Genomic DNA, 22,826 nt, shown 5'->3' with positions numbered 1-22,826 from the left:
GCGCCGGGGGGCGCTGCAAAGCCGCCGGCGGCCAAGCCCGCGCCGGCAGCCGCGCCGCCGGCAGGTGCATCCGACGGCGACGTCTCGCTGGTGATGATGCTCGACCTCGAGACCGAGGTGGAGATGAAGCTGCCCGGCCGCTACAAGGTCTCGCCGCAGATCGCCGGCGCGATCAAGGCGGTCGCGGGCGTGGTCGACGTCCAGACCCTGTAAACTGGGGACTCCGGGCGCCAAACAGGGCCGTTTCGGCACGATTTGGGCCCGGCCGGCCGGTGTAACCGGCCGTATTTCCTTGCTTCTCGCGCAAATCGCGCTATATAGCGCGCCATCTCACACGGAAACATGGCTCTCAAGGCCGTCCGGTGGCAACCGGGCCATTCAGGCGCGTTTGCTCACACGTTTCCGGAGGAACCAACCGGAGAATTATCACTATGTCGCTACCCGATTTTTCTATGCGTCAGTTGCTTGAAGCTGGGGTTCACTTTGGCCACCAGGCCCACCGCTGGAATCCGAAGATGCAGGATTACATCTTCGGCGCCCGCAACAACATCCACATCATCGACCTCGCGCAGACCGTGCCGATGTTGCACCGTGCCCTGCAGGCGGTCAGCGATACCGTCGCCAAGGGCGGCCGCATCCTGTTCGTCGGCACCAAACGCTCGGCCCAGGACGGCGTTGCCGACGCTGCCAAGCGTTCGGCGCAGTACTTCGTCAACTCGCGCTGGCTCGGCGGCACGCTGACCAACTGGAAGACGATCTCGGCCTCGATCAAGCGTCTGCGTCATCTCGACGACGTGCTGTCGTCGGGCGAAGCCAACTCCTACACCAAGAAGGAGCGGCTGACGCTGCAGCGCGAGCGCGACAAGCTCGACCGTTCGCTCGGCGGCATCAAGGACATGGGCGGTCTTCCCGATATGATCTTCGTGATCGACACCAACAAGGAAGACATCGCGATCCAGGAAGCCCAGCGGCTCAACATCCCGGTCGCGGCGATCGTCGACACCAATTCGGACCCGAAGGGCATCACCTATGTGGTGCCGGGCAATGACGACGCAGGCCGCGCGATCTCGCTGTATTGCGATCTCGTGGCGCGCGCCGCCATCGATGGCATCTCGCGCGCTCAGGGCGAGTCCGGAATCGACATCGGTGCGTCGGCGACGCCCGTGCAGGAAGACCTTCCGGCGGCTGCGCCGTCCGGCTTCCAGGGCCTTGCCGGCCCGCGCGGCACCGCCGACAACCTCAAGAAGCTCACCGGCGTGTCCGGTGCGATCGAGAAGAAGCTCAACGACCTCGGCATCTTCCACTACTGGCAGCTCGCCGAGCTCGACCACGACACCGCGCACAAGATCGGCGAAGAAGTCGGTCTGCCGAGCCGTGCCGACGCCTGGGTCGCCCAGGCCAAGACGCTCGCCGAAGCGGAATAAAAGTTACGCGGCGTGGCCGGGTCTCGCCCGGCCGCCGCTTCTATTCCACGAACAACGATTTCCCTGTCGCAGACGGCGGCGCCATCGGGCGCCGCGGTTTCTGTACAGGCAAGAAGGGCATTGAACGATGGCAACGATCACAGCAGCGATGGTCAAGGAGCTCCGCGAGTCGACTGGCGCGGGCATGATGGATTGCAAGGCGGCGCTGACCGAGAACAACGGCGACATGCAGGAAGCGCAGGATTGGCTGCGCAAGAAGGGCCTCTCCAAGGCCGCCAAGAAGGCCGGCCGCGTCGCCGCCGAGGGCCTGATCGGCGCGCTGACCTCCGGCACCAAGGGCGTGCTGGTCGAGGTCAACTCGGAGACCGACTTTGTTGCGCGCAATGAGCAGTTCCAGGGACTGGTCAAGATGATCGCCCAGGTCGCGCTGCACAACGGCGCTGACGTCGAGAAGATCAAGGCGGCCAAGGTCGGCGACGTCACCGTCGAGACCGCGATCTCCGACGCGATCGCGACCATCGGCGAGAACATGACGCTGCGCCGCGCCGCTTCGCTCGAGGTGAGCAAGGGCGTGGTGTCGAGCTATGTCCACAACGCGGTCGTCGAGGGCGCCGGCAAGATCGGCGTGATCGTGGCGCTGGAGTCCACGGGCAAGGCCGACGAGCTCGCGGTGCTCGGCCGCCAGCTCGCGATGCACGTGGCGGCGGCCAAGCCGCTGGCGCTCGACCCGGCCGGGCTCGATCCAGAGACGGTCAAGCGCGAGAAGGACGTGCTGGCCGACAAGTACCGCCAGCAGGGCAAGCCGGAGAACGTCATCGAGAAGATCGTCGATTCCGGCCTGAAGACTTACTACAAGGAGGTCTGCCTGCTCGATCAGGCCTTCATCCACGATAGCGGCAAGTCGGTTGCCCAGGCGGTGAAGGAAGCTGAGGGTAAGGTCGGCGGGCCGATCAAAATCGCTGGCTTTGTGAACTATGCTCTCGGTGAGGGAATCGAGAAGCAGGAAAGCGACTTCGCCGCCGAAGTCGCGGCCGCCAGCGGCAAGAAGTAACCGCTGACACCAAGGCGTCCGGCGCTCTGCGCCGGGAGCCTGCCTGCGCGGAATAAGAAAGCGATCGCATCATGGCTGAGCCGATCTATCGTCGCGTGGTGATCAAGCTGTCCGGCGAATATCTGGCCGGCTCCCACGGGTTCGGTATCGATCAACCGACGGTCGATCGCATCGCCGACGACCTGATCGCAGCCCGCAAGCTCGGCATCGAGGTCGCCGTCGTGATCGGCGGCGGCAACATCGTCCGCGGCGTCGAGGTGTCCTCGCGCGGCGTCTCCCGGCCGACCGGCGACACCATGGGCATGCTTGCCACCATGATGAACTGCCTCGCGCTGGAGGCGGCGATCGAGCGCAAGGGAACTCCGGCGCGGACCTTGTCGGCATTCGTGATGCCGGAGATTTCCGAGCTGTTCACCCGTAGTGCAACGCACAAATATCTCGCCGAGGGACGCATCGTCCTGCTCGGCGGTGGAACCGGCAACCCGTTCTTCACGACCGACACCACCGCCGTGCTCCGCGCGGCCGAAATCGGTGCTCAGGCGGTGCTGAAGGCCACCAATGTCGATGGCGTCTACAGCGCCGATCCGAAGAAGGACCCCAAAGCCAAGCGCTTCGACCGCCTGACCCATTCGCAGGCGATCGAGGGCGGCTACAAGGTCATGGACGCGACCGCTTTCGCACTTGCCCGCGAGACGTCGCTGCCTATCATCGTGTTCTCTATCGCGGAGCCCGGTTCGATCGGTGCGATTCTGCGCGGTACCGGACACGGCACCGTCGTCGCCGGCTGATTGCCGCGCCTCCGGGCGTCGACAGCCGGTTTCTAGTGAAAGGGAGAAACGTCATGGCCGCAGCTGGTTTTGACATCAACGACGTGAAGCGCCGCATGCAGGGCGCCACGCAATCGCTCAAGCACGAGCTCGGCGGCCTGCGCACCGGCCGCGCCGCGGCGTCCATGCTGGAGCCGGTCCAGGTCGAGGCTTACGGCTCGCATATGCCGCTCAACCAGGTTGCCACCATCAGCGTGCCCGAGCCGCGCCTGCTCTCGGTGCAGGTCTGGGACAAGACGATGGTCAAGGCCGTGGAGAAGGCAATCGTCGACTCCAACCTCGGCCTTTCGCCGGCGACCGAAGGACAGGTGCTGCGCTTGCGGATTCCCGAACTCAACGAGGAGCGCCGCAAGGAGCTCGTCAAGGTCGCGCATAAATACGCGGAAGCGGCCAAGGTCGCGGTACGCCACGTGCGCCGCGACGGCCTCGACGTGATCAAGAAGCTCGAGAAGAATCATGAGATCTCCGAGGACGATCAGGAGCGCCTGTCGAACGAGGTCCAGAAGGCGACCGACGGCGTGATCGCCGAAGTCGATCAGTTGCTTGCCGCCAAGGAAAAGGAAATCCTGACGGTCTGAAGGCGCTACGGGAACGAGCCGATGTCGAACGCCGCCGCCCCAGCAACTGACGGACCGGATCGCTCCGGCAATCCGTTGCATGTGGCCATCATCATGGACGGCAACGGGCGCTGGGCAGCTTCGCGCGGCCTGCCGCGCGTCGAGGGCCATCGCCGCGGCGTCGAAGCGCTGCGCCGCGTGGTGCGTGCGGCCCATGAACTCGGCATCGTCTATCTCACCATTTTTTCTTTCAGTTCGGAAAACTGGTCGCGGCCCGCGAGCGAGATCGGCGATCTGTTCGGCCTGTTGCGCCGCTTCATCCGCAACGATCTGGCGACGCTGCATCGTGACGGGGTGCGGGTGCGCGTGATCGGCGAGCGTGACGGGCTTGACGCCGACATCTGCGCGCTGCTCAACGAGGCAGAGGAGCTGACGAAGAACAACGTCAAGCTCAGCCTTGTGGTCGCCTTCAACTATGGCTCGCGGGCGGAGATCGCCGCCGCGGCGCGGCGCCTTGCGCGCGAGGTCGCCGAAGGCAAGCGCGACGCCAACTCCATCGATGCCGACACGATCGGGCAATATCTCGATGCGCCCGACATTCCGGATCCGGATCTGATTATCCGCACCAGCGGCGAGCAGCGTCTGTCCAACTTCCTGATGTGGCAGGCCGCCTATAGCGAACTCGTGTTCGTGCCGATTCACTGGCCGGATTTCGACAAGGCGGCGCTCGAGGGCGCGATTGCGGAATACGGCAAGCGCGAGCGCCGGTTCGGCGGGCTCGCTGCGAAAACCGGATCGTGACCGACGACGAAGCCGCGCCGGCGGCCGCAAGCGAGCAGGGTTCGCGCAATCTCGTGATGCGCGTGGCGGCTGCGCTGGTGCTGGCGCCGGTTGCGATCGCGCTGGCCTATATGGGCGGCGTCGCCTGGTCGCTTCTCGTGACATTGGCGGCGGCCGGATTGTTCGCGGAATGGCTTGTTGTCACCGGACTCGGACGCGAGCTCCGTATCGTGGTGCCCGGCGTGGTCGCGTTGCTGCTCGCCGGATTGTGCCTGATGGCCGGCCGTATCGATGCGGCCCTGATCGTGCTCGCCGTCGGTGCGGTTGTTGTGGCACTGACGTCCGGCGCGCGGCGCAACTGGGCCATTGCGGGATTGCTCTATGCGGCAGCGGCCGAGATCGCATCGGTCCTGCTGCGCCTCGACACGGCGAAGGGTTTTGCCGCGCTGATGTTCGTGTTGCTGATCGTGTGGGTCACCGATATCGGCGGCTACTTCGCGGGCCGCAGCATCGGGGGGCCGAAGCTCTGGATGCGGGTCAGCCCGAAGAAGACGTGGGCGGGTGCGGTTGGCGGCTTCGTGGCGAGTTTGCTGGTCGCTGCCGGCTTTGCCGCCTCTGAGATCGGCTCGACCGGTCCGCTCTTGATGCTCGGCGCCGTGTTGTCGGTGGTCTCGCAACTTGGCGATCTCTTCGAATCCGCGGTGAAGCGGCGGTTCGGCGTGAAGGATTCGAGTCACATCATTCCCGGTCATGGCGGCCTCCTGGACCGCCTGGACGGATTTGTCGCGGCCGTCATTGTGGCGGCGATTTTCGGCTTTCTCCGTGGTGGCGCCGATGGCGTCGGGCGCGGTCTTATGGTTTGGTGATGAGATGAGCGCAGTTCCGTTGCGTAACAACAAGGCCGCGGCGGCATCCGCCGCGCGGACCGTAACCGTCCTCGGTGCCACCGGCTCGATCGGCGACAGCACCATGGATCTGCTGCGTGGCGCGCGCGACCGCTACCGGGTCGAGGCGCTGACCGCGAACAGCAATGTCGAGGGCCTCGCCAAGCTGGCGAAGGAATTCAGCGCGCGGTTCGCCGCAATTGCCGATCCGGCGAAGCTTTCGGAGTTGAAGGACGCGCTGACCGGAACCCGGATCGAATGCGGGGCCGGGGAGAGCGCGATCATCGAGGCGGCCGCGCGGCCTGCCGATTGGGTGATGGCTGCGGTCAGCGGGGCGGCCGGGCTGAAGCCCGCGCTTGCCGCGGTCGATCGTGGCGCCACCGTCGCGCTGGCCAACAAGGAATGTTTGGTCTGCGCCGGCGATATCTTCATGGAGCGGGCCAGGAAGGCCGGCGCCTGCATTCTCCCGGCGGACTCCGAGCACAATGCGCTGTTCCAGGCGCTGGCTTCCGGCAATCGCGAGGAACTGACGCGGGTGATCATCACCGCGTCCGGCGGGCCGTTCCGCACCTGGGCGCCCGCCGACATCGAGCAGGCGACGCTGGAACAGGCGCTGAAACATCCCAATTGGAGCATGGGGCAGAAGATCACGATCGATTCCGCGTCGATGATGAATAAGGGTCTCGAGGTGATCGAGGCGTCCTATCTGTTCGCTCTGACGCCCGATGAAATCGACGTGCTGGTGCACCCGCAGTCGATCATCCACGGCATGGTCGAGTTCTCCGATCGCTCGGTGGTCGCCCAGCTCGGCACGCCCGATATGCGGATCCCGATCGCGCATTGCCTCGGGTGGCCCGACCGCGTCGTCGGCCCGTCCGCCAAGCTCGACCTCGCCAAGATCGGACAGCTCACCTTCGAGGCGCCGGACTTTGAACGCTTCCCGGGGCTGCGGCTGGCATACGAGGCGCTACGGATGGGGCACGGCGCGACGACGGTCTACAACGCCGCGAACGAGATCGCGGTCGCCGCGTTTATCGCCGGCAAGATCAAGTTCGGCGCGATCGCCCGGCTGGTCGAGGCGACGATGAACGATTGGATCAAGTCAGGGAATCAGCCACCACTGCACTCGGCGGATGATGCGATTTCCGTTGACCATATCGCGCGAAATAAAGCTGCCGCCCTATTGCCTCAAATTGCCTTAAAGGCAACCTAGAGGGTTGGGGGCGGAGCCTTTGGCTCTTGTCGAGGGAAATCGAATGCCCGAGTATTTCATTCATAGTATCAATGCGTTGAGTCATGGGCTTCTCGGTACCATCGTTCCCTTCCTCTTCGTCCTGACCATTGTCGTCTTCTTCCATGAGCTCGGCCACTTCCTGGTCGCGCGCTGGGCCGGCGTGAAGGTGCTGACGTTCTCGCTGGGTTTCGGGCCGGAGCTGGCCGGCTTCAACGACCGGCATGGTACGCGCTGGAAGATCTCGGCGATTCCGCTCGGCGGCTACGTCAAATTCTTCGGCGACGACAGCGAGGCTTCGACGCCGTCCACCGAGACGCTCGCCGCCATGACGGCGGAAGAGCGTGAAGGCAGCTTCCATCACAAATCGGTCGGAAAGCGCACCGCCATCGTCGCAGCCGGCCCGGTGGCGAACTTCATCCTCGGCGCCCTGATTTTCGCGGGCATGGCGCTCTACTACGGCAAGCCGAGCACGATTGCCCGGGTCGACGGCCTAGTGGCCGAAAGCGTCGCCGCGAACGCCGGCTTCAAGGTCGGCGATGTCGTCGTGGATATCGACGGCAGCGCGATCCAGAGCTTCGCCGACATGCAGCGGATTGTAGCTTCGAATGCTGGTTCAGAGCTTGGGTTCAAGGTGAAGCGCGATGGCGCGATCGTCGCGCTCAAGGCGACGCCGGCGCTCAGGGAGGTCAAGGACCCCTTCGGCAATGCCCACCGAATCGGCGTGCTCGGAATCGAGCACAAGGCTCAGGTCGGCGAAGCGACCAGCGCCTCGGTCGGCGTGCTGGAGGCCCTGAAGATCGGCGTCGAGCAGGTTTGGTACATCATTTCCAGCACGTTCAAGTTCCTGGGGTCGCTGTTCGTTGGGACCGGCAATCCGGCTGAGGTGAGCGGCGTCATTGGAATCGCGAAGCTGTCGGGGCAGGCCGCGAGCGCCGGGTTCCAGTTCGTGATCAACCTTTGCGCCATCCTGTCGGTCTCGATCGGCCTGCTGAACCTGTTTCCGATCCCGCTTTTGGATGGCGGACACCTGCTTTTCTACAGCGCGGAGGCACTGCGGGGACGCCCGCTGTCGGAGCGGACGCAGGAGGTGGGTTTCCGAATCGGGCTGGGTCTGGTCCTGATGCTGATGGTGTTTGCGACGTATAACGACATCCTCAGGATCGCCGGGTCCTGAAACGGGCTTTTTTGTGGCGTTGCCAATGGGCAACGTCTTGGAACGAAAATGGAAATGTTCAGCTCTAGTAAGTTTGCCCCCTTGGCAAATTTGGTTACAAGCTGAGCGGCAGGTTGGGAATCTGTCGGGTCGTTGGGGAACGATCTGGCATCGTTAAGATAAGGGCGCGTTGCGCATGATGTTTGGAATGCGAGTGAGGGGGGGGCTGTTCGCCGCCTTGGTCATGTTCGCCGCGCCGGTGGTTGCCACCTTGGCGACCGTAGCTGTGTCTGTGCCCGCGTCGGCGCAGACCGTGGATTCGATCACGGTGGAGGGGAACCGCCGTGTCGAGCTTGAAACCATCCGCTCCTACTTCCATCCTGGACCGGGCGGTCGGCTGGGCCAGGCCCAGATCGACGACGGTCTGAAGGCGCTGATCGAGACCGGCCTGTTTCAGGACGTCCATATCGATCAGCGGGGCGGGCGCCTCGTCGTAGTCGTGGTCGAGAACCCGGTGATCGGCCGCGTTGCCTTCGAGGGCAACAAGAAGATCAAGGACGAGCAGCTCACCGCTGAAGTGCAGTCCAAGCCGCGCGGCACGTTCTCGCGCCCGATGGTCCAGTCGGACGCCCTGCGCATCGCCGAAATCTACCGTCGGTCCGGCCGCTATGACGTGCGGGTCAATCCGCAGATCATCGAGCAGCCGAACAACCGCGTCGACCTGATCTTCGAGGTCAATGAAGGCGTGAAGACCGGCGTCCGGTCGATCGAGTTCATCGGCAACAGCGCCTATTCGGCGTCCCGTCTGCGCGACGTTATCAAGACCCGCGAATCGAACATTCTGAGCTTCCTCGGCGGCAACGACGTCTACGATCCCGACCGGGTCGAGGCCGACCGTGACCTGCTGCGTCGCTTCTACCTCAAGAACGGCTATGCCGACGTCCAGGTCGTGGCCGCGCTGACCGAATACGATCCCGACAAGAAGGGCTTCCTGGTTACCTTCAAGATCGAGGAAGGCCAGCAGTACCGCGTCGCGTCCGTCAACTATACGTCGTCGATCGCAACGCTCGACCCGAACGCGCTGCGCACCTACTCGCGCGTCAACGTCGGCTCGCTCTACAACGCCGAGGCGCTGGAGAAGTCGGTCGAGGAGATGCAGATCGAGGCATCGCGCCGCGGCTACGCCTTCGCCGTGGTCCGGCCGCGCGGCGATCGCAACTTCGACAATCACACGGTGTCGATCACCTTCGCGATCGACGAAGGTCCGCGCACCTATATCGAGCGTATCAACATCCGCGGCAACAGCCGTACCCGCGACTACGTGATCCGCCGTGAGTTCGATATCTCGGAAGGCGACGCCTACAACCGGGCGCTGGTCGACCGTGCCGAGCGCCGGCTGAAGAACCTCGACTTCTTCAAGACGGTGAAGATCACCACCGAGCCGGGCTCCTCCAGCGATCGCGTCATCCTGATCGTCGATCTCGAGGAAAAGTCGACCGGCGACTTCTCGGTGTCGGGCGGCTACTCGACGACCGACGGCGCGCTGGCCGAAGTCAGCGTCTCCGAGCGCAACCTGCTCGGCCGTGGCCTGTTCGCGAAGGCGTCGGTGACCTACGGCCAGTATGCCCGCGGCTACTCGCTGTCGTTCGTCGAGCCCTATCTGCTCGACTACCGCGTCGCGCTCGGCCTCGACCTCTATCAGCGCCAGCAGCTGTCCAACAGCTACATCGCGTACGGCACCAAGACGCTGGGCTTCAGCCCGCGGCTCGGCTTCAGCCTGCGGGAAGATCTCTCGCTGCAGCTGCGCTACTCGATTTATCAGCAGGAAATCACCCTGCCGTCGACGCTGAACAACTGTAACAACGTGCCGTTCCTGCCGGATGGAACGCCCAATCCCGCGTTCAATCCGAGCCCGGCCTATGCGAACCTGAACGGGATCAGCCTGGTGTCGACCAATGGTCTCGGCTGCTTCTTTGACGGTGAAGCCTCGCTGCCGGTCCGCAAGGAGCTGGCGGGCGGCAAGACCCTCACGTCGGCGCTGGGCTACACGCTCAACTACAACACGCTCGACAACAACAAGAACCCGACCGACGGTCTGATCGTCGACTTCAAGCAGGACTTCGCCGGTGTTGGCGGTGACGTCAGCTACATCAAGACCGCGATCGACGCGAAGTACTACACCCCGCTGGTCTCCGACATCGTCGGCGTGATCCACGCCCAGGGCGGCATCCTGAACAAGCTCGGGACCTCGGATCTGCGCATGCTCGATCACTTCCAGATGGGCCCGAACCTGGTCCGCGGCTTCGCGCCGAACGGTATCGGTCCGCGCGACATCAACCCGTACGGCACCATGGACGCCATCGGCGGCACCAAGTACTGGGGCGTGTCGGCGGAACTGCAGATGCCGTTCTGGTTCCTGCCGAAGGAAGTCGGGCTCAAGGGCGCGGTCTATGCCGACGCCGGCGGCCTGTACGACTACCAGGGCCCGACCTCGTGGGCGGCGACCGGCGAAGTCAACGTGCCTGGCTGTGTCAGGCCGACGAACAATCCGCCGTCTCCGGGTACGTGCCTTGGCCTGAGCTACGACGACAGCAAGGTTGTCCGTACCTCGGTCGGTGTCGGCCTGATCTGGCAGTCACCGTTCGGCCCGCTGCGCTTCGACTACGCGGTGCCGCTGACCAAGGGTGCGTTCGACCGCACGCAAGAATTCCGGTTTGGCGGCGGTACGACGTTCTAAGACCGATTGCCGACCGGACTGCGACGGATGGAATGGCGCAGCCGATCTTCTTCAAGAGTCCTCCTTCGTCATCGCTGGCTGAAATAGCCGCGCTGACGAAGGCGCAACTGGTCGACCCCGAAAGGGGTGCGCTTCAGATCAGGGGGCTGGCCTCGCTCGACGAGGCCGGTCCGATGCATCTCGCCTTTTTCGACAATCTGAAATACGCCGACCAGCTTGCCGCGACCAAGGCCGGGGCGTGTCTGGTCAGCCCGCGCTTCGAGGCACAAGTGCCGAAGGGCACCGCCGTGCTGCGGGCGGCGAAGCCGTTCCAGGTGTTCGTCGAGCTCGCCCGTGAATGGCACGCCGATGCCCTGCGGCCGCAATCCTGGTTCGACACCGAGGGCATCGCGCCGTCGGCGATCATCGATCCCACCGCGCGCCTGGAGGACGGCGTCATCGTCGATCCGCTGGTCGTGATCGGTCCGCGGGTCGAGATCGGCTCTGGCACCATCATCGGCGCCGGCGCGGTGATCGGGGCCGACGTCAAGATCGGCCGCGACTGCAATGTCGGCGCCAAGACCACCATCCAGTTCGCGCTGATCGGCAACAACGTCCTGATCCATCCCGGCTGCAATATCGGCCAGGACGGCTACGGCTTCATCTTCTTCGGGCCGGCCGGCCACGTGAAGGTGCCGCAGACCGGCCGCGTGGTGATCCAGAACAATGTCGAGGTCGGCGCAGCCTCGACCATCGACCGCGGTTCCCTGCGCGACACCGTGATCGGCGAGGGCACCAAAATCGACAACCAGGTCCAGATCGGCCACAATGTGACGATCGGCCGGCACTGCCTGCTGGCAGCCCAGATCGGGCTCGCCGGCAGCCTGACCATCGGCGACAATGTCGCGCTCGGCGCCAAGGTGGGCATCAACAACCACCTGAAGATCGGCGACGGCGCCCAGGTGACGGCAATGAGCGCGGTCAAGGACGACATCCCGGCTAACGGTCGGTGGGGCGGGCATTTCGCCAAGCCGACCAGGCAGTGGTTCAGGGAGATTCTCGCGGTGGAGCGCCTGGTGCGCGACAACGAAGCCAAAGGCAAGGAACAGGAGTGATGGAGGAGGCACCGGTCAAATTCGAGCTCGTGGATATCAACGATATCCTGAAGACGCTTCCGCATCGCTTTCCGATGTTGCTGATCGACCGTGTGATCAAGATCCGCACCGACTACAGCGGCATCGGCATCAAGAACGTCACCTTCAACGAGCCGCCGTTCCAGGGCCACTTCCCGGACCGCCCGGTCTACCCCGGCGTGATGATGATCGAGGCGATGGCCCAGACCGCCGGCGTCATCGGCATCAAGTCGGTCGAGGGCACCGAGAAGCCGCGCGCGGTGTATTTCCTCACCATCGACAAGTGCAAGTTCAGGAAGCCGGTGATGCCCGGCGACACCATCGAGTATCACATGCGCTCGCTCGGCCGGCGCAAGACGATGTGGTGGTTTCACGGCGATGCCAAGGTCAACGGCCAGGTCGTCGCCGAGGCCGATGTCGGTGCGATGCTGACGGATTAGAGCGTTTTCGAGCGAAGTGGATTCCGGTTCGCGTGAAGAAAACGCGTCAAGAAAACCCTGGCCGCGCCGAGCTCATGACGTTGTGCAGGTGTAGCGGCCGTCCGCGCCCGCGATCCGCAGGACGCGATTGAGGAACACGCCCATCGACGGCGCGTTCATCAGCGCATCGTAGGTTTCGGCAGGGACGCCGCAATAGTGCTGGTAGCTGCCTCTGACCGCGACCAGCAGCGTGCGCTGATTCGTGCTGTAGCAGACCCGCTGGACGATCGTGCTGCGGTTGATATCGCGGCATTCGAAGCTCGAGAGATCGACCGCCGTGCTGTGGCCGAGATCGACCGTCTCCGGGCCGATTGGCGCAGAGAGCAGGCTGAGGATCAGCGCGGCGGCCCGGACCATGGATCGGTTGCGACCTTCTCTTGCAACAGGCCGTCATCATACGTCACTGGACAGGGCGGGCAAAGTCGCGCTAACGACCGCCCCAATCGACAGCCTGGCGCCTCGATAGCACCTTGGCGCCATTAACGAATTCCGGACCGAAACTTCATGAGCATGATCGACCCGACTGCGCGGATTGCCGATGGCGCTGTGATCGGGGCCGGCACCGAGATCGGTCCGTACTGCATCGTCGGCCCCAATGTCGTGCTCGGTGAGAACTGCAAGCTGATCGCGCATGTCACGATCAGCGGGCATACCAGGATCGGCGCCGGCTGTATCATCTCGTCGTTCGCGGCGCTCGGCGGGCCGCCGCAGGATCTCAGCTATCGCGGCGAGCCGACCCGCCTCGAAGTCGGCGAAGCCTGCACCATCCGCGAGGGCGTGACGATGAATGTCGGCACGGTCAAGGGCGGTGGGCTCACGCGCGTCGGCGATCGCGGCTTCTTCATGAACAACAGCCATGTCGGCCATGACTGCATGGTCGGCAATGGCGTGATCTTCGCGACGTCGGCGACGCTCGGCGGCCACTGCGAGATCGGCGACTTCGTCTATATCGGCGGCCTGTCGGCTGTGCACCAGTTCACCCGCGTCGGCTCGCAGGTGATGATCGGCGGCGTTTGCGGCGTACGCGGCGACATCATCCCCTTCGGCCTCGCCAACGGTCAGTACGCGGTTCTCGAAGGACTCAACATCATCGGCATGCGGCGCCGCCAGTTCACCAAGGCGCGGCTGGCGACGGTGCGCGCGTTCTATCAAAAGCTGTTCCACGGTCCCGGCATCTTCGCCGAACGGCTGGCTTCGGTGCAGCCGCTGGCGGGCGAGGATCCCGCGATTGCGGAAATCCTGGCCTTCATCGAGGGCGGCAAGCTGCGCCCGCTCTGCCTTCCCGCCGATACCAATTGAGCAGGGGATGGCCGCCAGCATGACGTCAGCGGCTCCCTCGCTTTCCTCGCCGGTCGGCGTCATCGCCGGTGGCGGCGCCATGCCGTTCGCGGTCGCCGACTCCCTGGTTGCGCGCGGCATCACGCCGGTGCTGTTCGCGCTGCGCGGCGCCTGCGATCCGGCGCGGGCGCAGCGGTTTCGTCACCGCTGGATCTCGGTCGGCCAGCTCGGGCGGGCGACCCGGCTGTTCCGCGACGAAGGCTGCCGCGATCTGATCTTCATCGGCACCCTGGTGCGGCCCGCGCTGTCGGAGATCCGGCTCGACTGGGGCACGCTGCGCCTGCTCGGCCACGTCGTGCGCGCATTTCGCGGCGGCGACGATCATTTGCTGTCGAGCGTCGGCCGCATCCTCGAGCAGCAGGGCTTCCGCATGGTCGGGATCAAGGATGTCGCGCCCGATCTCTTGATGCCGGAGGGCGCCGTGACGCGCGCGGCGCCCGACAGCACGACGCTCGCCGATATCGCGCGCGGACGCGGCGTGCTCGACGCGCTCGGCCCGTTCGACATCGGCCAGGCGGCCGTGGTGATCGACGGTCATGTGGTGGCGGTCGAGGATATCGAGGGCACCGACGGGCTGCTCGCGCGCGTCGCGCGGCTGCGCGCCGAGGGCCGCATTCGCGCCAAGGCCGGCCGCGGCGTGCTGGTGAAGGCGCCGAAGAGCCGGCAGGATCTGCGCTTCGATCTGCCAACCATCGGCCCGCGGACGGTCGAGGGCGCGGCAGCAGCCGGTATCGCCGGCATCGCCGTGATCGCCGGCAACACGCTGGCCGCCGAGCCGCAGGCCCTGGTCGAGGCCGCCGACGCCAGGGGGCTGTTTGTCATCGGGCTGGCGGGCTGATGCAGGTGCGCAGCCCCAGCACCGCTCGCAAGATCTTCCTCATCGCGACCGAGGAATCCGGCGACCGCCTCGGCGCGGCGTTGATGCAGGTGCTGCGCCAACGGCTCGGCGATGCCGTGCAGTTTTCCGGCGTCGGCGGCCGGGCGATGACTGCTCAGGGAATCGCCCCGCTGTTTCCGATCGAAGAGCTCTCGATCATGGGCTTTGCCGCCGTCGTGAAGCAGTTGCCGAAAATCCTGCGATTGATCCGGCGCACGGCCGATGCCGTGCTCGCCGACGCGCCTGACATGCTCGTCATTATCGACAGCCCCGATTTCACCCACCGCGTCGCCCGTCGCGTCCGCGCCCGCAACCCGAACATTCCGATCGTCGATTACGTGTCGCCGTCGGTCTGGGCCTGGCGGCCGGGCAGGGCGCGCGCGATGCGGGGCTATGTCGACCACGTGCTCGCGCTGCTGCCGTTCGAGCCGGAGGAATATCGCAAGCTGCAGGGACCGCCGTGCAGCTATGTCGGCCACCCCCTGACCGAGCAGCTCGCCACGCTGCGGCCGAACGACGACGAGCAGAAGCGGCGCGATGCGCAGCCTCCGGTGCTGCTGGTGTTGCCCGGAAGCCGGCGTAGCGAGATCAGGCATCATCTCGCACTGTTCGGCACGGCGCTCGGCCAGCTCAGCAAACAAACGCCGTTCGAGCTCGTGCTCCCCACCATGCCGCATCTCGAGGCGATGGTGCGCGAGGGTGTCGCGTCGTGGCCCGTCGCGCCGCGGCTCGCGATCGGCGAGACCGAGAAGCGCGCCGCGTTCCGCATCGCCCGCGCTGCGCTCGCGAAGTCGGGCACGGTGACGCTGGAGCTCGCGCTGTCGGGGATTCCCATGGTGACGGCCTATCGCGTCGGCGCCGCTGAGGCGTTCATCCTGCGCCGCGCGATCCGGGTGTCCTCGGTGATCCTCGCCAATCTCGTGATCGGCAGTGATATCATTCCCGAGTTCCTGCAGGAGGACTGCACGCCGGACAAGCTCGCGGCGGCGCTGGGCGACGTGCTTGCGGATTCGCCCGATCGTCTGCGGCAGCTCGTGGGGTTCGCGACGATGGACGGGAAGATGTCGACCGGCGACCAGCCGCCGAGCGTCCGCGCCGCCGACATCGTGTTGGCGGAGATGGGACGCCGTTCGACCTAGCCAATCGATGGTGTTCCTCGTTCAGTGGCAACATTCCGCCGCAACGATCCCGCTTGCGCCGGATATTTAGACCGTACTAATATTAGCGATATCTAATATAGATACGGAGCCTGCCATGAAGATCGACCCGGCCGCCTATGTCGGAGCCGTCATTCGCGAAGTCGCGTTCCGGGAACGCGACGGCAAGCCGGCGCGGGCGGTGATCGCGACCCGCAGCTACGACACCGACACCGCCGATCTCTGGGATGTGCTGACCAACCCCGAACGCATTCCGCGCTGGTTCCTGCCGATCTCGGGCGACCTGAAGCTTGGCGGCCGCTATCAGTTCCATGGCCATGCGGGCGGCGAGATCACGACGTGTGAGCCGCCGCGCCGGCTTGCCGTCACCTGGGAGTCCATGGGCACGGTCAGCTGGGTTACCGTGACGCTGGCCGAGAATGGCCCGGACGCCACGCGCCTGGAATTGGAACACCTCTCGGTGATCGAGGGCGACTTCTGGGATCGCTACGGGGCCGGTGCGGTCGGCGTCGGCTGGGATCTCGCGCTGCTCGGGCTCGCGCTCTATCTGGCCATGCCGCCCGGCGAGGAATTCGACCGCGCCGCCGCGTCGGCGTGGCCAGCCACCGACGACGGCAAGGAATTCATCCGCCGCGCCAGCGAGGACTGGTGCAGCGCCTCGATCGCGGCGGGCACCGAGGAGACTGCGGCGCGCAGATCGGCCGCAAACACCACGGCGGCCTATTGCGGCGAGCCGGAGCCGGGGAGCGGAGGCTAGCGAAAGGTGCACGCCTTCGACATCCTCGGCGATCCCGTCCGCCGCCGCATCCTGGAACTGCTTGCGACCGGCGAGCACAGTTCGGGTGATGTCGTCGCCGTCGTGCAGCGCGAATTCGGCATCACCCAGTCGGCGGTCTCGCAGCAGCTGCGGATCTTGCGGGACGCCGGTTTCGCGTCGGTGCGCGCCGAGGGCACGCGCCGCATCTATGCCGTGGAGCCGGCGCGGCTGCGCGAGGTCGACGACTGGCTCGACCGGTTCAGGGCGTTCTGGCTGCCGCGCCTTGACGCGATCGCGACCGAAGTTGCGCGGGGCAAACGAAAACGGCGCCAACAGGAATGATGGCGCCGTCCCGGATTCTCTTCAGCGATGCAGCTTACTTGCGCTTGTCGATCTGCACATAGTCGCGGCGTGCGACGCCGGTGTAGAGCTGGCGCGGACGGCCGATCTTCTGCTGCGGATCCTCGATCATCTCGCTCCACTGGCTGATCCAGCCGACGGTGCGGGCGACCGCGAACAGCACGGTGAACATCGAGACCGGGAAGCCCATCGCCTTCAGCGTGATGCCCGAATAGAAGTCGACGTTCGGGTAGAGCTTGCGATCGATGAAGTAGGGATCGCTGAGCGCGATCTTCTCGAGCTCCATCGCGACCTTGAGCATCGGATCGTCGCCGTGGCCAGTCTCCTTCAGCACCGCGTGACACATCTTCTGCATGATCTTGGCGCGCGGATCGTAGTTCTTGTAGACGCGGTGGCCGAAGCCCATCAGGCGAACTTCGCTGTTCTTGTCCTTCACCTTGGCGATGAAGTCCGGAATGTTTTCGACCTTGCCGATGCCGTAGAGCATGTTGAGCGCGGCCTCGTTGGCGCCGCCATGCGCCGGGCCCCACAGGCAGGCGATGCCGGCCGCGATGCAGGCGAACGGGTTGGCGCCCGAGGAGCCGGCAATGCGCACTGTCGAGGTCGAGGCGTTCTGCTCGTGGTCCGCGTGCAGGATGAAGATCTTGTCGAGTGCGTCGGCGAGCACCGGGTTGATCTTGTAATCCTCGCAGGGCACCGCGAAGCACATGTTGAGGAAGTTCTCGGCAAACGAGAGCGAGTTCTTCGGATAGATGAAGGGCTGACCGACGGTGTACTTGTAGGCCATCGCCGCCAGCGTCGGCACCTTCGCGATCATGCGCATCGAGGCGATCATGCGCTGACGCGGATCGTTGATGTCGGTCGAGTCGTGATAGAACGCGGCCAGCGCGCCGACCGCGGCGACCATGATCGCCATCGGATGAGCGTCGCGGCGGAAGCCCTGGAAGAACCGCGCCATCTGCTCATGCACCATCGTGTGATGGATCACGCGATGGTCGAAGTCCTTCTTCTGCGCCGGGGTCGGAAGATCCCCGTACAGCAGCAGGTAGCAGGTCTCGAGGAAGTCGCCGTGCTCGGCGAGCTGCTCGATCGGATAGCCGCGGTATTCGAGCACGCCGGCGTCGCCGTCGATGTAGGTGATCTTCGACTGGCAGCTGCCGGTCGAGGTGAAGCCGGGGTCGTAGGTGAACACCCCGGCCTGGCCGTAGAGCTTGGCGATGTCGATGACATCAGGCCCAACCGTGCCGCTCAGGATCGGGAAATCGTAGTTCTTGTTGCCGATGGTGAGTGTGGCTGTCTTGCTGGATTTTGCGTCCATCGTGATATCCCCGATGAATTCGTTGCGAAAACCGACCTTGCCCAGTCGCTAAATTGCGGCCCATGGCGGGGCGGAACGGCTTGTGGAGAAAGCGTCCGGGATTGGGTAGCTCATTGCCATGTGCGCTGCAAGATGGACCCTGGAGGGGGTCCATGCAGGATCACGCCGCCTGATCGGCGAGGCGGGCAAGGCACTCCTGGCGTCCCAGCACGGCCAGCACGTCGAATATGCCCGGCGACGTCGTACGTCCGGTCAGCGCCACCCGCAGCGGCTGGGCGACGGCGCCGAGTTTCAGGTTGTTCTGCTCGGCGAAATTCCGCATCGCGGTCTCGGTGGTTTCCGCCGTCCAGTCGTCAACGGCTTCCAGCGCGGTGCGCAGGCGGCCGATCAACGCGCGCGTTTCCGGCGTCAGCAGCGCCACAGCTTTCGGATCGAGCGCGAGCGGACGATCGGCGAAGATGAAATAGGCGCCCGCGATCAGCTCGATCAGCGTCTTGGCGCGCTCCTTCAGGCTCGGCATCGCGCGCAGCAATTGTGCACGGGTGGTGTCGTTGAGCTTGGCCTTCAGCGCGACGCCCTCGGGAACATAATCCAGCACGCTCTCGAACTGGGTCACGAGGGATTGATCGTCGCTCTGCCGGATATAGTGACCGTTGAGGTTTTCCAGCTTGGCGAAATCGAACCGCGCCGCAGAGCGGCCGATACCCGAGAGGTCGAACGCGTCGATCATTTCCTGGGTCGAGAAGATTTCCTGATCGCCATGGCTCCAGCCGAGCCGGACCAGGTAGTTGCGCAAGGCGGCCGGCAGGTAGCCGAGCGCGCGGTAGGCGTCGACGCCGAGCGCACCATGGCGCTTCGACAGTTTCGAGCCGTCGGGACCGTGGATCAGCGGAATGTGGGACATGCTCGGCAGTTCCCACTCCAGCGCGTCGTAGATCTGCTTCTGACGCGCGGCGTTGATCAGGTGGTCGTCGCCGCGGATGATGTGAGTGACGCCCATATCGTGGTCGTCGACTACGACCGCGAGCATGTAGGTCGGGGTGCCGTCGCCGCGCAGCAGGACGAGGTCGTCGAGGTTCTCGTTCTGCCAGACCACGCGGCCCTGCACCTGGTCCTCGATCACGGTTTCGCCGGTCTGCGGCGCCTTGAGGCGGATGGTCGGCTTGATGCCATCGGGCGCGGTGGCCGGATCGCGGTCGCGCCACATGCCGTCATAGAGGCGGGTGCGGCCCTCGGCGCGCGCCTTCTCGCGCATCGCGGTGAGCTCTCCCGGCGAGGCATAGCAGTAATAGGCGCGCCCGGCGGCGAGCAGGCTCTCGGCGACCTCGCGATGGCGGGCGGCGCGGCTGAACTGGTAGATGACCTCGCCGTCCCAATCGAGCCCGAGCCACTTCAGGCCGTCCAGGATGGCGTCGATCGCCTCCTTGGTCGAGCGTTCGCGGTCGGTGTCCTCGATCCGGAGCAGCATCTTGCCGCCGAGCTTCCTGGCATAGAGCCAGTTGAACAGCGCGGTGCGGGCACCTCCGATATGGAGGAAGCCGGTCGGAGAGGGGGCGAAGCGGGTAACGACGGGTTTGGTCATGATCGAGCGAGACGTATGCTGAGACGGCGGTGGTGTATATCAGGAACCGAACATAACTAAACCCCCGGCTGACCTTTTGCCCACCAAACTAGGCCTCAAACCAGACTTGAAACCAGGCTTGGCCGGACGGCACGAATTTGGCAGAAGGTTGAGCTGACTCCTCCAGGGAACCCTTTGATGACGACTGACACGACGGCAGAGGCAGGGCGCGACTTCATCCGCGACATCGTCCAGGCCGATCTCTCCTCCCACAAGCACAACCGGATCGTGACCCGTTTCCCGCCGGAGCCGAACGGCTACCTGCATATCGGCCACGCCAAGTCGATCGCCCTGAATTTCGGCATCGCCCAGGAGTTCGGCGGCCAGTGCAATTTGCGCTTCGACGACACCAATCCGACCAAGGAGGAGCAGGAGTACATCGACTCCATCCAGGCCGACGTCCATTGGCTCGGCTACGACTGGGGAGCCAACTTGTTCTATGCGTCGGACTATTTCGAGCGCCTGTATGATTGGGCCGAGGGCCTGATCAAGGCCGGCTATGCCTATGTCGACGATCAGTCGCAGGAGGAGATCCGCACTTCCCGCGGCACGCTGACCGAGCCCGGCAAGAACTCGCCGTTCCGCGACCGCCCGGTCGAGGAGAACCTCGACCTGTTCCGCCGCATGAAGGCCGGAGAATTCTCGAACGGCGCCCGCGTGCTGCGCGCCAAGATCGACATGGCCGCCGGCAACATCAACCTGCGCGATCCGGTGCTCTACCGCATTCTGCACGCCCATCATCCGCGCACCGGCGACAAGTGGTCGATCTATCCGAGCTACGACTACGCGCACGGCCAGTCGGACGCGATCGAGGGCATCACCCATTCGATCTGTACGCTGGAGTTCGAGGATCACCGCCCGCTCTATGAGTGGCTGCTCGACAAGCTGCCGGTGCCTTCGAAGCCGCGCCAGTACGAAATGGCACGGCTCAACCTGACCTATACGCTGCTGTCCAAGCGCGTGCTGACCCAGCTCGTCCGTGACGGCCACGTCTCGGGCTGGGACGATCCGCGCATGCCGACCATTGCCGGCTTGAAGCGGCGCGGCGTGCCGCCGGCGGCGGTGCGCGAATTCATCAAGCGCATCGGCGTCGCCAAGGCCAATAGCGTGGTCGATGTCGGGATGCTCGAATTCTGCATCCGCGAGGAGCTGAACCGCACGGCGCTGCGCCGGATGGCGGTGCTGCGGCCGCTCAAGGTGGTGATCGAGAATTATCCGGAAGGGCAGGTCGAGGAGATCGAGGCGATCAACCATCCCGACAATCCGGAAGCCGGCACCCGTAAGATCGCGTTCGGCCGCGAGCTCTATATCGAGCGCGACGACTTCATGGAGAATCCGCCGAAGAAGTTCTACCGCCTCTCGCCCGGCAATGAGGTGCGGCTGCGCTATGCCTACTTCATCAAGTGCACCGGCGTGGTGAAGAACGACGCCGGCGAGATCGTCGAGCTCCGCGCGACCTACGATCCCTCAACCAAGGGCGGCAATGCGCCCGACGGCCGCAAGGTCAAGGCGACGATGCACTGGTTGCCGGCAGCGCAGTCGAAGCCGGCGGAGATCCGTATCTACAACCAGCTGTTCGCCAATCCGAGCCCGAACGCGGCCGATTTCGCTGCCGACCTCAATCCGCAGTCGCTCGAAGTGCTGAAGGATGCGCGCGTCGAGCCGGCGATCGCCGAGAGCAATTCGTCCGACCCGATGCAGTTCGAGCGGCAGGGCTATTTCGTGCGCGACACGGATTCGACGCCGGACCGGCTGGTGTTCAACCGCACCATTGGCCTGCGCGACACCTTCGCCAAGGAAGTCGGCGGCAAGGGCTAGCCGAGAGGAAGCGCGTCCCGCGCGGACAAGCGGACGGGGGGATCGATGCCTGAGGAATCCGACGAGATCGTCTCCGCCATCGTCGCCAGATGGTCGGCGGGTTTCAGCAGGCTCGATGCGAATGCGTTAAGCGCGCTCTATTCGAAGAGCGCGTTCTTCTTCGGCTCGAACCCGACGCTGTATCGCGGCCGCGACGGCGTCAAAGCCTACTTTGACGGTCTGCCGCGCTGGGTCGCGCCGCGCGTTCAGTTCAGCGATGTCAGCGCAGAACGGGTCAATGCCGATCTCGTCAACATGGCGGGCATCGCGTCATTCTTCCTCGACGGCGATGCGCCCTCGCTCGCCGTCAAGATCACCTGGGTGATCGCGCGCGAGGACGGCGACTGGAAGATCGTCTGCCACCACGTCTCGTCGCAGACACCGCTGATCTAGGCTCAGCGCTGGAGCTGACACAAAAAGTCGAGGGCCGGCGGGCCCTCGTAGTCAGGGAGGGTGCGCGGGGCCGGGCGCCTCGCGGCTGCACCCAACTCGCAGGCTATCCGGATCGCGCTGCATTGCGACGAGGGACCAAGGTCGTAGGCTGCGGAGCGCGGCTTCCGGCCGCCCGGACGGCAGCATGGTCGTCGGCCCGCGGATCAGCAGCGGCAACACATCGCAGGTCGGACAGATGCTTTTTTGTCCGCGCCGCACCATGTCTTCGGAAGAAGGAGGTGAGGATCATGCGCATTCAACACTGGCAGGATGCTGCCAGCCTGTTAGTAGGCGCCTGGCTGGTCGCATCGCCGTTTGCACTGGGCTTCTCCGGGGCAGCTCTCTGGATCTCCATCGCGCTCGGATTGGGCGTCGTGCTGTTCGCCCTGGAGGCATTCATCATTCCGTCCTATCTGGAGGAATGGGGCGAGATGCTGATGGGGTTGGCTCTGGTGGTCGCACCCTGGACGTTCAACTACCAGCAGGGATCGGTCACGACGAGCAGCGTGCTCGCCGGCGTCGTGGTGATCGTGCTCGCTTGCTGGGAGCTGGCGATCGATCGTGATTTCGCCACCTGGTGGCACGATCGCTGGCATCACCGAGCTGGCTGAGAGGAAGCTGACTGAGACGTTGGCCTGACCGCCAACCAAGGGCGGCCGGAGAGGTTGGAACTGCGTAGTGCGGAATCCCCTCCATGCCGCTCCGACGTAACGCGGATGCAGGTTCTACAGAGACATCACGCCAGAGACGGCGGGTACGGGACGATTCAGAAGCGTCGTCCCGCACTCGCTGGACGGCGGCCATGGCGCCCGCTGCAGGGTGAGAGCGTTTTCGAGCGACGTGGATACCGGTTCGCGTAAGGAAAACGCGT

The 22,826-nt window shown here is 64.9% G+C and carries 23 protein-coding genes; 20 read left to right on the top strand and 3 right to left on the bottom strand.

What is annotated here, in order from left to right; genetic code table 11:
• From AKL29_RS44910 to fabZ, 12 genes are all read left to right on the top strand, one after another.
• A partial coding sequence (locus AKL29_RS44910; RefSeq protein WP_244482078.1) for a hypothetical protein occupies positions 1–213 on the top strand: 213 nt, incomplete at its 5' end.
• Positions 214–431: 218 nt separating this feature from the next.
• Positions 432–1,424, top strand: a complete 993-nt coding sequence (locus AKL29_RS16250; protein WP_028334004.1) for a 30S ribosomal protein S2 — start codon at positions 432–434, stop codon at positions 1,422–1,424.
• Between the two features lie 127 nt (positions 1,425–1,551).
• Positions 1,552–2,475 (top strand): translation elongation factor Ts, encoded by a 924-nt coding sequence (tsf, locus tag AKL29_RS16245; protein ID WP_028334005.1) that lies wholly within the window; start codon positions 1,552–1,554, stop codon positions 2,473–2,475.
• Positions 2,476–2,546: 71 nt separating this feature from the next.
• Entirely contained in the window at positions 2,547–3,263 is a 717-nt protein-coding gene (gene pyrH / locus AKL29_RS16240) for a UMP kinase (protein ID WP_028334006.1), read from the top strand.
• A 53-nt stretch (positions 3,264–3,316) separates the two neighbouring features.
• Positions 3,317–3,880, top strand: coding sequence for a ribosome recycling factor (gene frr / locus AKL29_RS16235; protein ID WP_028334007.1), 564 nt, complete (start codon positions 3,317–3,319; stop codon positions 3,878–3,880).
• A gap of 21 nt (positions 3,881–3,901) precedes the next feature.
• Complete coding sequence (locus AKL29_RS16230) at positions 3,902–4,660, top strand: isoprenyl transferase (RefSeq protein WP_050384865.1); 759 nt, start codon at positions 3,902–3,904, stop codon at positions 4,658–4,660.
• Positions 4,657–5,505, top strand: coding sequence for a phosphatidate cytidylyltransferase (locus AKL29_RS16225; RefSeq protein WP_028334009.1), 849 nt, complete (start codon positions 4,657–4,659; stop codon positions 5,503–5,505). The genes AKL29_RS16230 and AKL29_RS16225 overlap by 4 nt, the downstream gene beginning before the upstream one ends.
• A gap of 4 nt (positions 5,506–5,509) precedes the next feature.
• Positions 5,510–6,736, top strand: a complete 1,227-nt coding sequence (gene dxr / locus AKL29_RS16220) for a 1-deoxy-D-xylulose-5-phosphate reductoisomerase (protein WP_028334010.1) — start codon at positions 5,510–5,512, stop codon at positions 6,734–6,736.
• Between the two features lie 43 nt (positions 6,737–6,779).
• Positions 6,780–7,931: an RIP metalloprotease RseP gene (gene rseP, locus AKL29_RS16215; RefSeq protein WP_028339659.1), complete on the top strand. Its 1,152-nt coding sequence runs from the start codon at positions 6,780–6,782 to the stop codon at positions 7,929–7,931.
• A 175-nt stretch (positions 7,932–8,106) separates the two neighbouring features.
• Entirely contained in the window at positions 8,107–10,647 is a 2,541-nt protein-coding gene (bamA, locus tag AKL29_RS16210) for an outer membrane protein assembly factor BamA (protein WP_028334012.1), read from the top strand.
• 32 nt (positions 10,648–10,679) lie between these two features.
• Entirely contained in the window at positions 10,680–11,741 is a 1,062-nt protein-coding gene (gene lpxD / locus AKL29_RS16205) for a UDP-3-O-(3-hydroxymyristoyl)glucosamine N-acyltransferase (RefSeq protein WP_028334013.1), read from the top strand.
• Positions 11,741–12,199: a 3-hydroxyacyl-ACP dehydratase FabZ gene (gene fabZ / locus AKL29_RS16200; RefSeq protein ID WP_016841580.1), complete on the top strand. Its 459-nt coding sequence runs from the start codon at positions 11,741–11,743 to the stop codon at positions 12,197–12,199. Before lpxD ends, fabZ begins: the two co-directional genes overlap by 1 nt.
• A gap of 72 nt (positions 12,200–12,271) precedes the next feature.
• Here the strand turns inward: fabZ and AKL29_RS16195 are convergent, their stop codons facing one another.
• Positions 12,272–12,595, bottom strand: a complete 324-nt coding sequence (locus AKL29_RS16195; protein WP_050384864.1) for a KTSC domain-containing protein — start codon at positions 12,593–12,595, stop codon at positions 12,272–12,274.
• Positions 12,596–12,742: 147 nt separating this feature from the next.
• On the opposite strand from AKL29_RS16195, the gene lpxA reads away from it, so the two are divergent.
• The 5 genes from lpxA (at position 12,743) to AKL29_RS16170 (ending at position 16,709) form a co-directional block, all read left to right on the top strand.
• The gene (gene lpxA, locus AKL29_RS16190) at positions 12,743–13,537 is read left to right on the top strand and encodes an acyl-ACP--UDP-N-acetylglucosamine O-acyltransferase (RefSeq protein ID WP_050384863.1); all 795 of its coding nucleotides are present in this window, start codon (positions 12,743–12,745) and stop codon (positions 13,535–13,537) included.
• Between the two features lie 19 nt (positions 13,538–13,556).
• Positions 13,557–14,414, top strand: coding sequence for an LpxI family protein (locus AKL29_RS16185; protein ID WP_050384954.1), 858 nt, complete (start codon positions 13,557–13,559; stop codon positions 14,412–14,414).
• Positions 14,414–15,592 carry a lipid-A-disaccharide synthase gene (gene lpxB / locus AKL29_RS16180; RefSeq protein WP_050384862.1) on the top strand — a complete coding sequence of 393 codons (1,179 nt, stop codon included), beginning with the start codon at positions 14,414–14,416 and terminating at the stop codon, positions 15,590–15,592. Before AKL29_RS16185 ends, lpxB begins: the two co-directional genes overlap by 1 nt.
• Positions 15,593–15,707: 115 nt before the next feature.
• The gene (locus tag AKL29_RS16175) at positions 15,708–16,367 is read left to right on the top strand and encodes an SRPBCC family protein (RefSeq protein WP_050384861.1); all 660 of its coding nucleotides are present in this window, start codon (positions 15,708–15,710) and stop codon (positions 16,365–16,367) included.
• A 6-nt stretch (positions 16,368–16,373) separates the two neighbouring features.
• A complete protein-coding gene (locus AKL29_RS16170; protein WP_028334019.1) occupies positions 16,374–16,709 on the top strand; it encodes an ArsR/SmtB family transcription factor in 336 nt (111 codons plus the stop codon).
• Between the two features lie 34 nt (positions 16,710–16,743).
• On the opposite strand, the gene gltA is transcribed toward AKL29_RS16170, so the two are convergent.
• Together gltA and gltX are read right to left on the bottom strand one after the other, a co-directional pair.
• Positions 16,744–18,045, bottom strand: coding sequence for a citrate synthase (gltA, locus tag AKL29_RS16165; RefSeq protein ID WP_028334020.1), 1,302 nt, complete (start codon positions 18,043–18,045; stop codon positions 16,744–16,746).
• 160 nt (positions 18,046–18,205) lie between these two features.
• Positions 18,206–19,627, bottom strand: a complete 1,422-nt coding sequence (gene gltX / locus AKL29_RS16160) for a glutamate--tRNA ligase (protein ID WP_050384860.1) — start codon at positions 19,625–19,627, stop codon at positions 18,206–18,208.
• A gap of 177 nt (positions 19,628–19,804) precedes the next feature.
• Here gltX and AKL29_RS16155 point away from each other — a divergent pair, with 177 nt between their 5' ends.
• The 3 genes from AKL29_RS16155 to AKL29_RS16145 all read left to right on the top strand — a co-directional run bounded on the left by AKL29_RS16155 (position 19,805) and on the right by AKL29_RS16145 (position 22,566).
• Positions 19,805–21,484, top strand: coding sequence for a glutamine--tRNA ligase/YqeY domain fusion protein (locus AKL29_RS16155; protein ID WP_050384953.1), 1,680 nt, complete (start codon positions 19,805–19,807; stop codon positions 21,482–21,484).
• 45 nt (positions 21,485–21,529) lie between these two features.
• Entirely contained in the window at positions 21,530–21,916 is a 387-nt protein-coding gene (locus AKL29_RS16150) for a YybH family protein (protein ID WP_050384859.1), read from the top strand.
• A gap of 287 nt (positions 21,917–22,203) precedes the next feature.
• Entirely contained in the window at positions 22,204–22,566 is a 363-nt protein-coding gene (locus AKL29_RS16145; RefSeq protein ID WP_050384858.1) for an SPW repeat domain-containing protein, read from the top strand.
• Positions 22,567–22,826 lie beyond the last annotated feature (260 nt).

It is taken from the genome of Bradyrhizobium pachyrhizi, assembly GCF_001189245.1.
Classification (GTDB): Bacteria; Pseudomonadota; Alphaproteobacteria; order Rhizobiales; family Xanthobacteraceae; genus Bradyrhizobium; species Bradyrhizobium pachyrhizi.
This window is presented reverse-complemented; position numbering and strand designations above follow the sequence as displayed.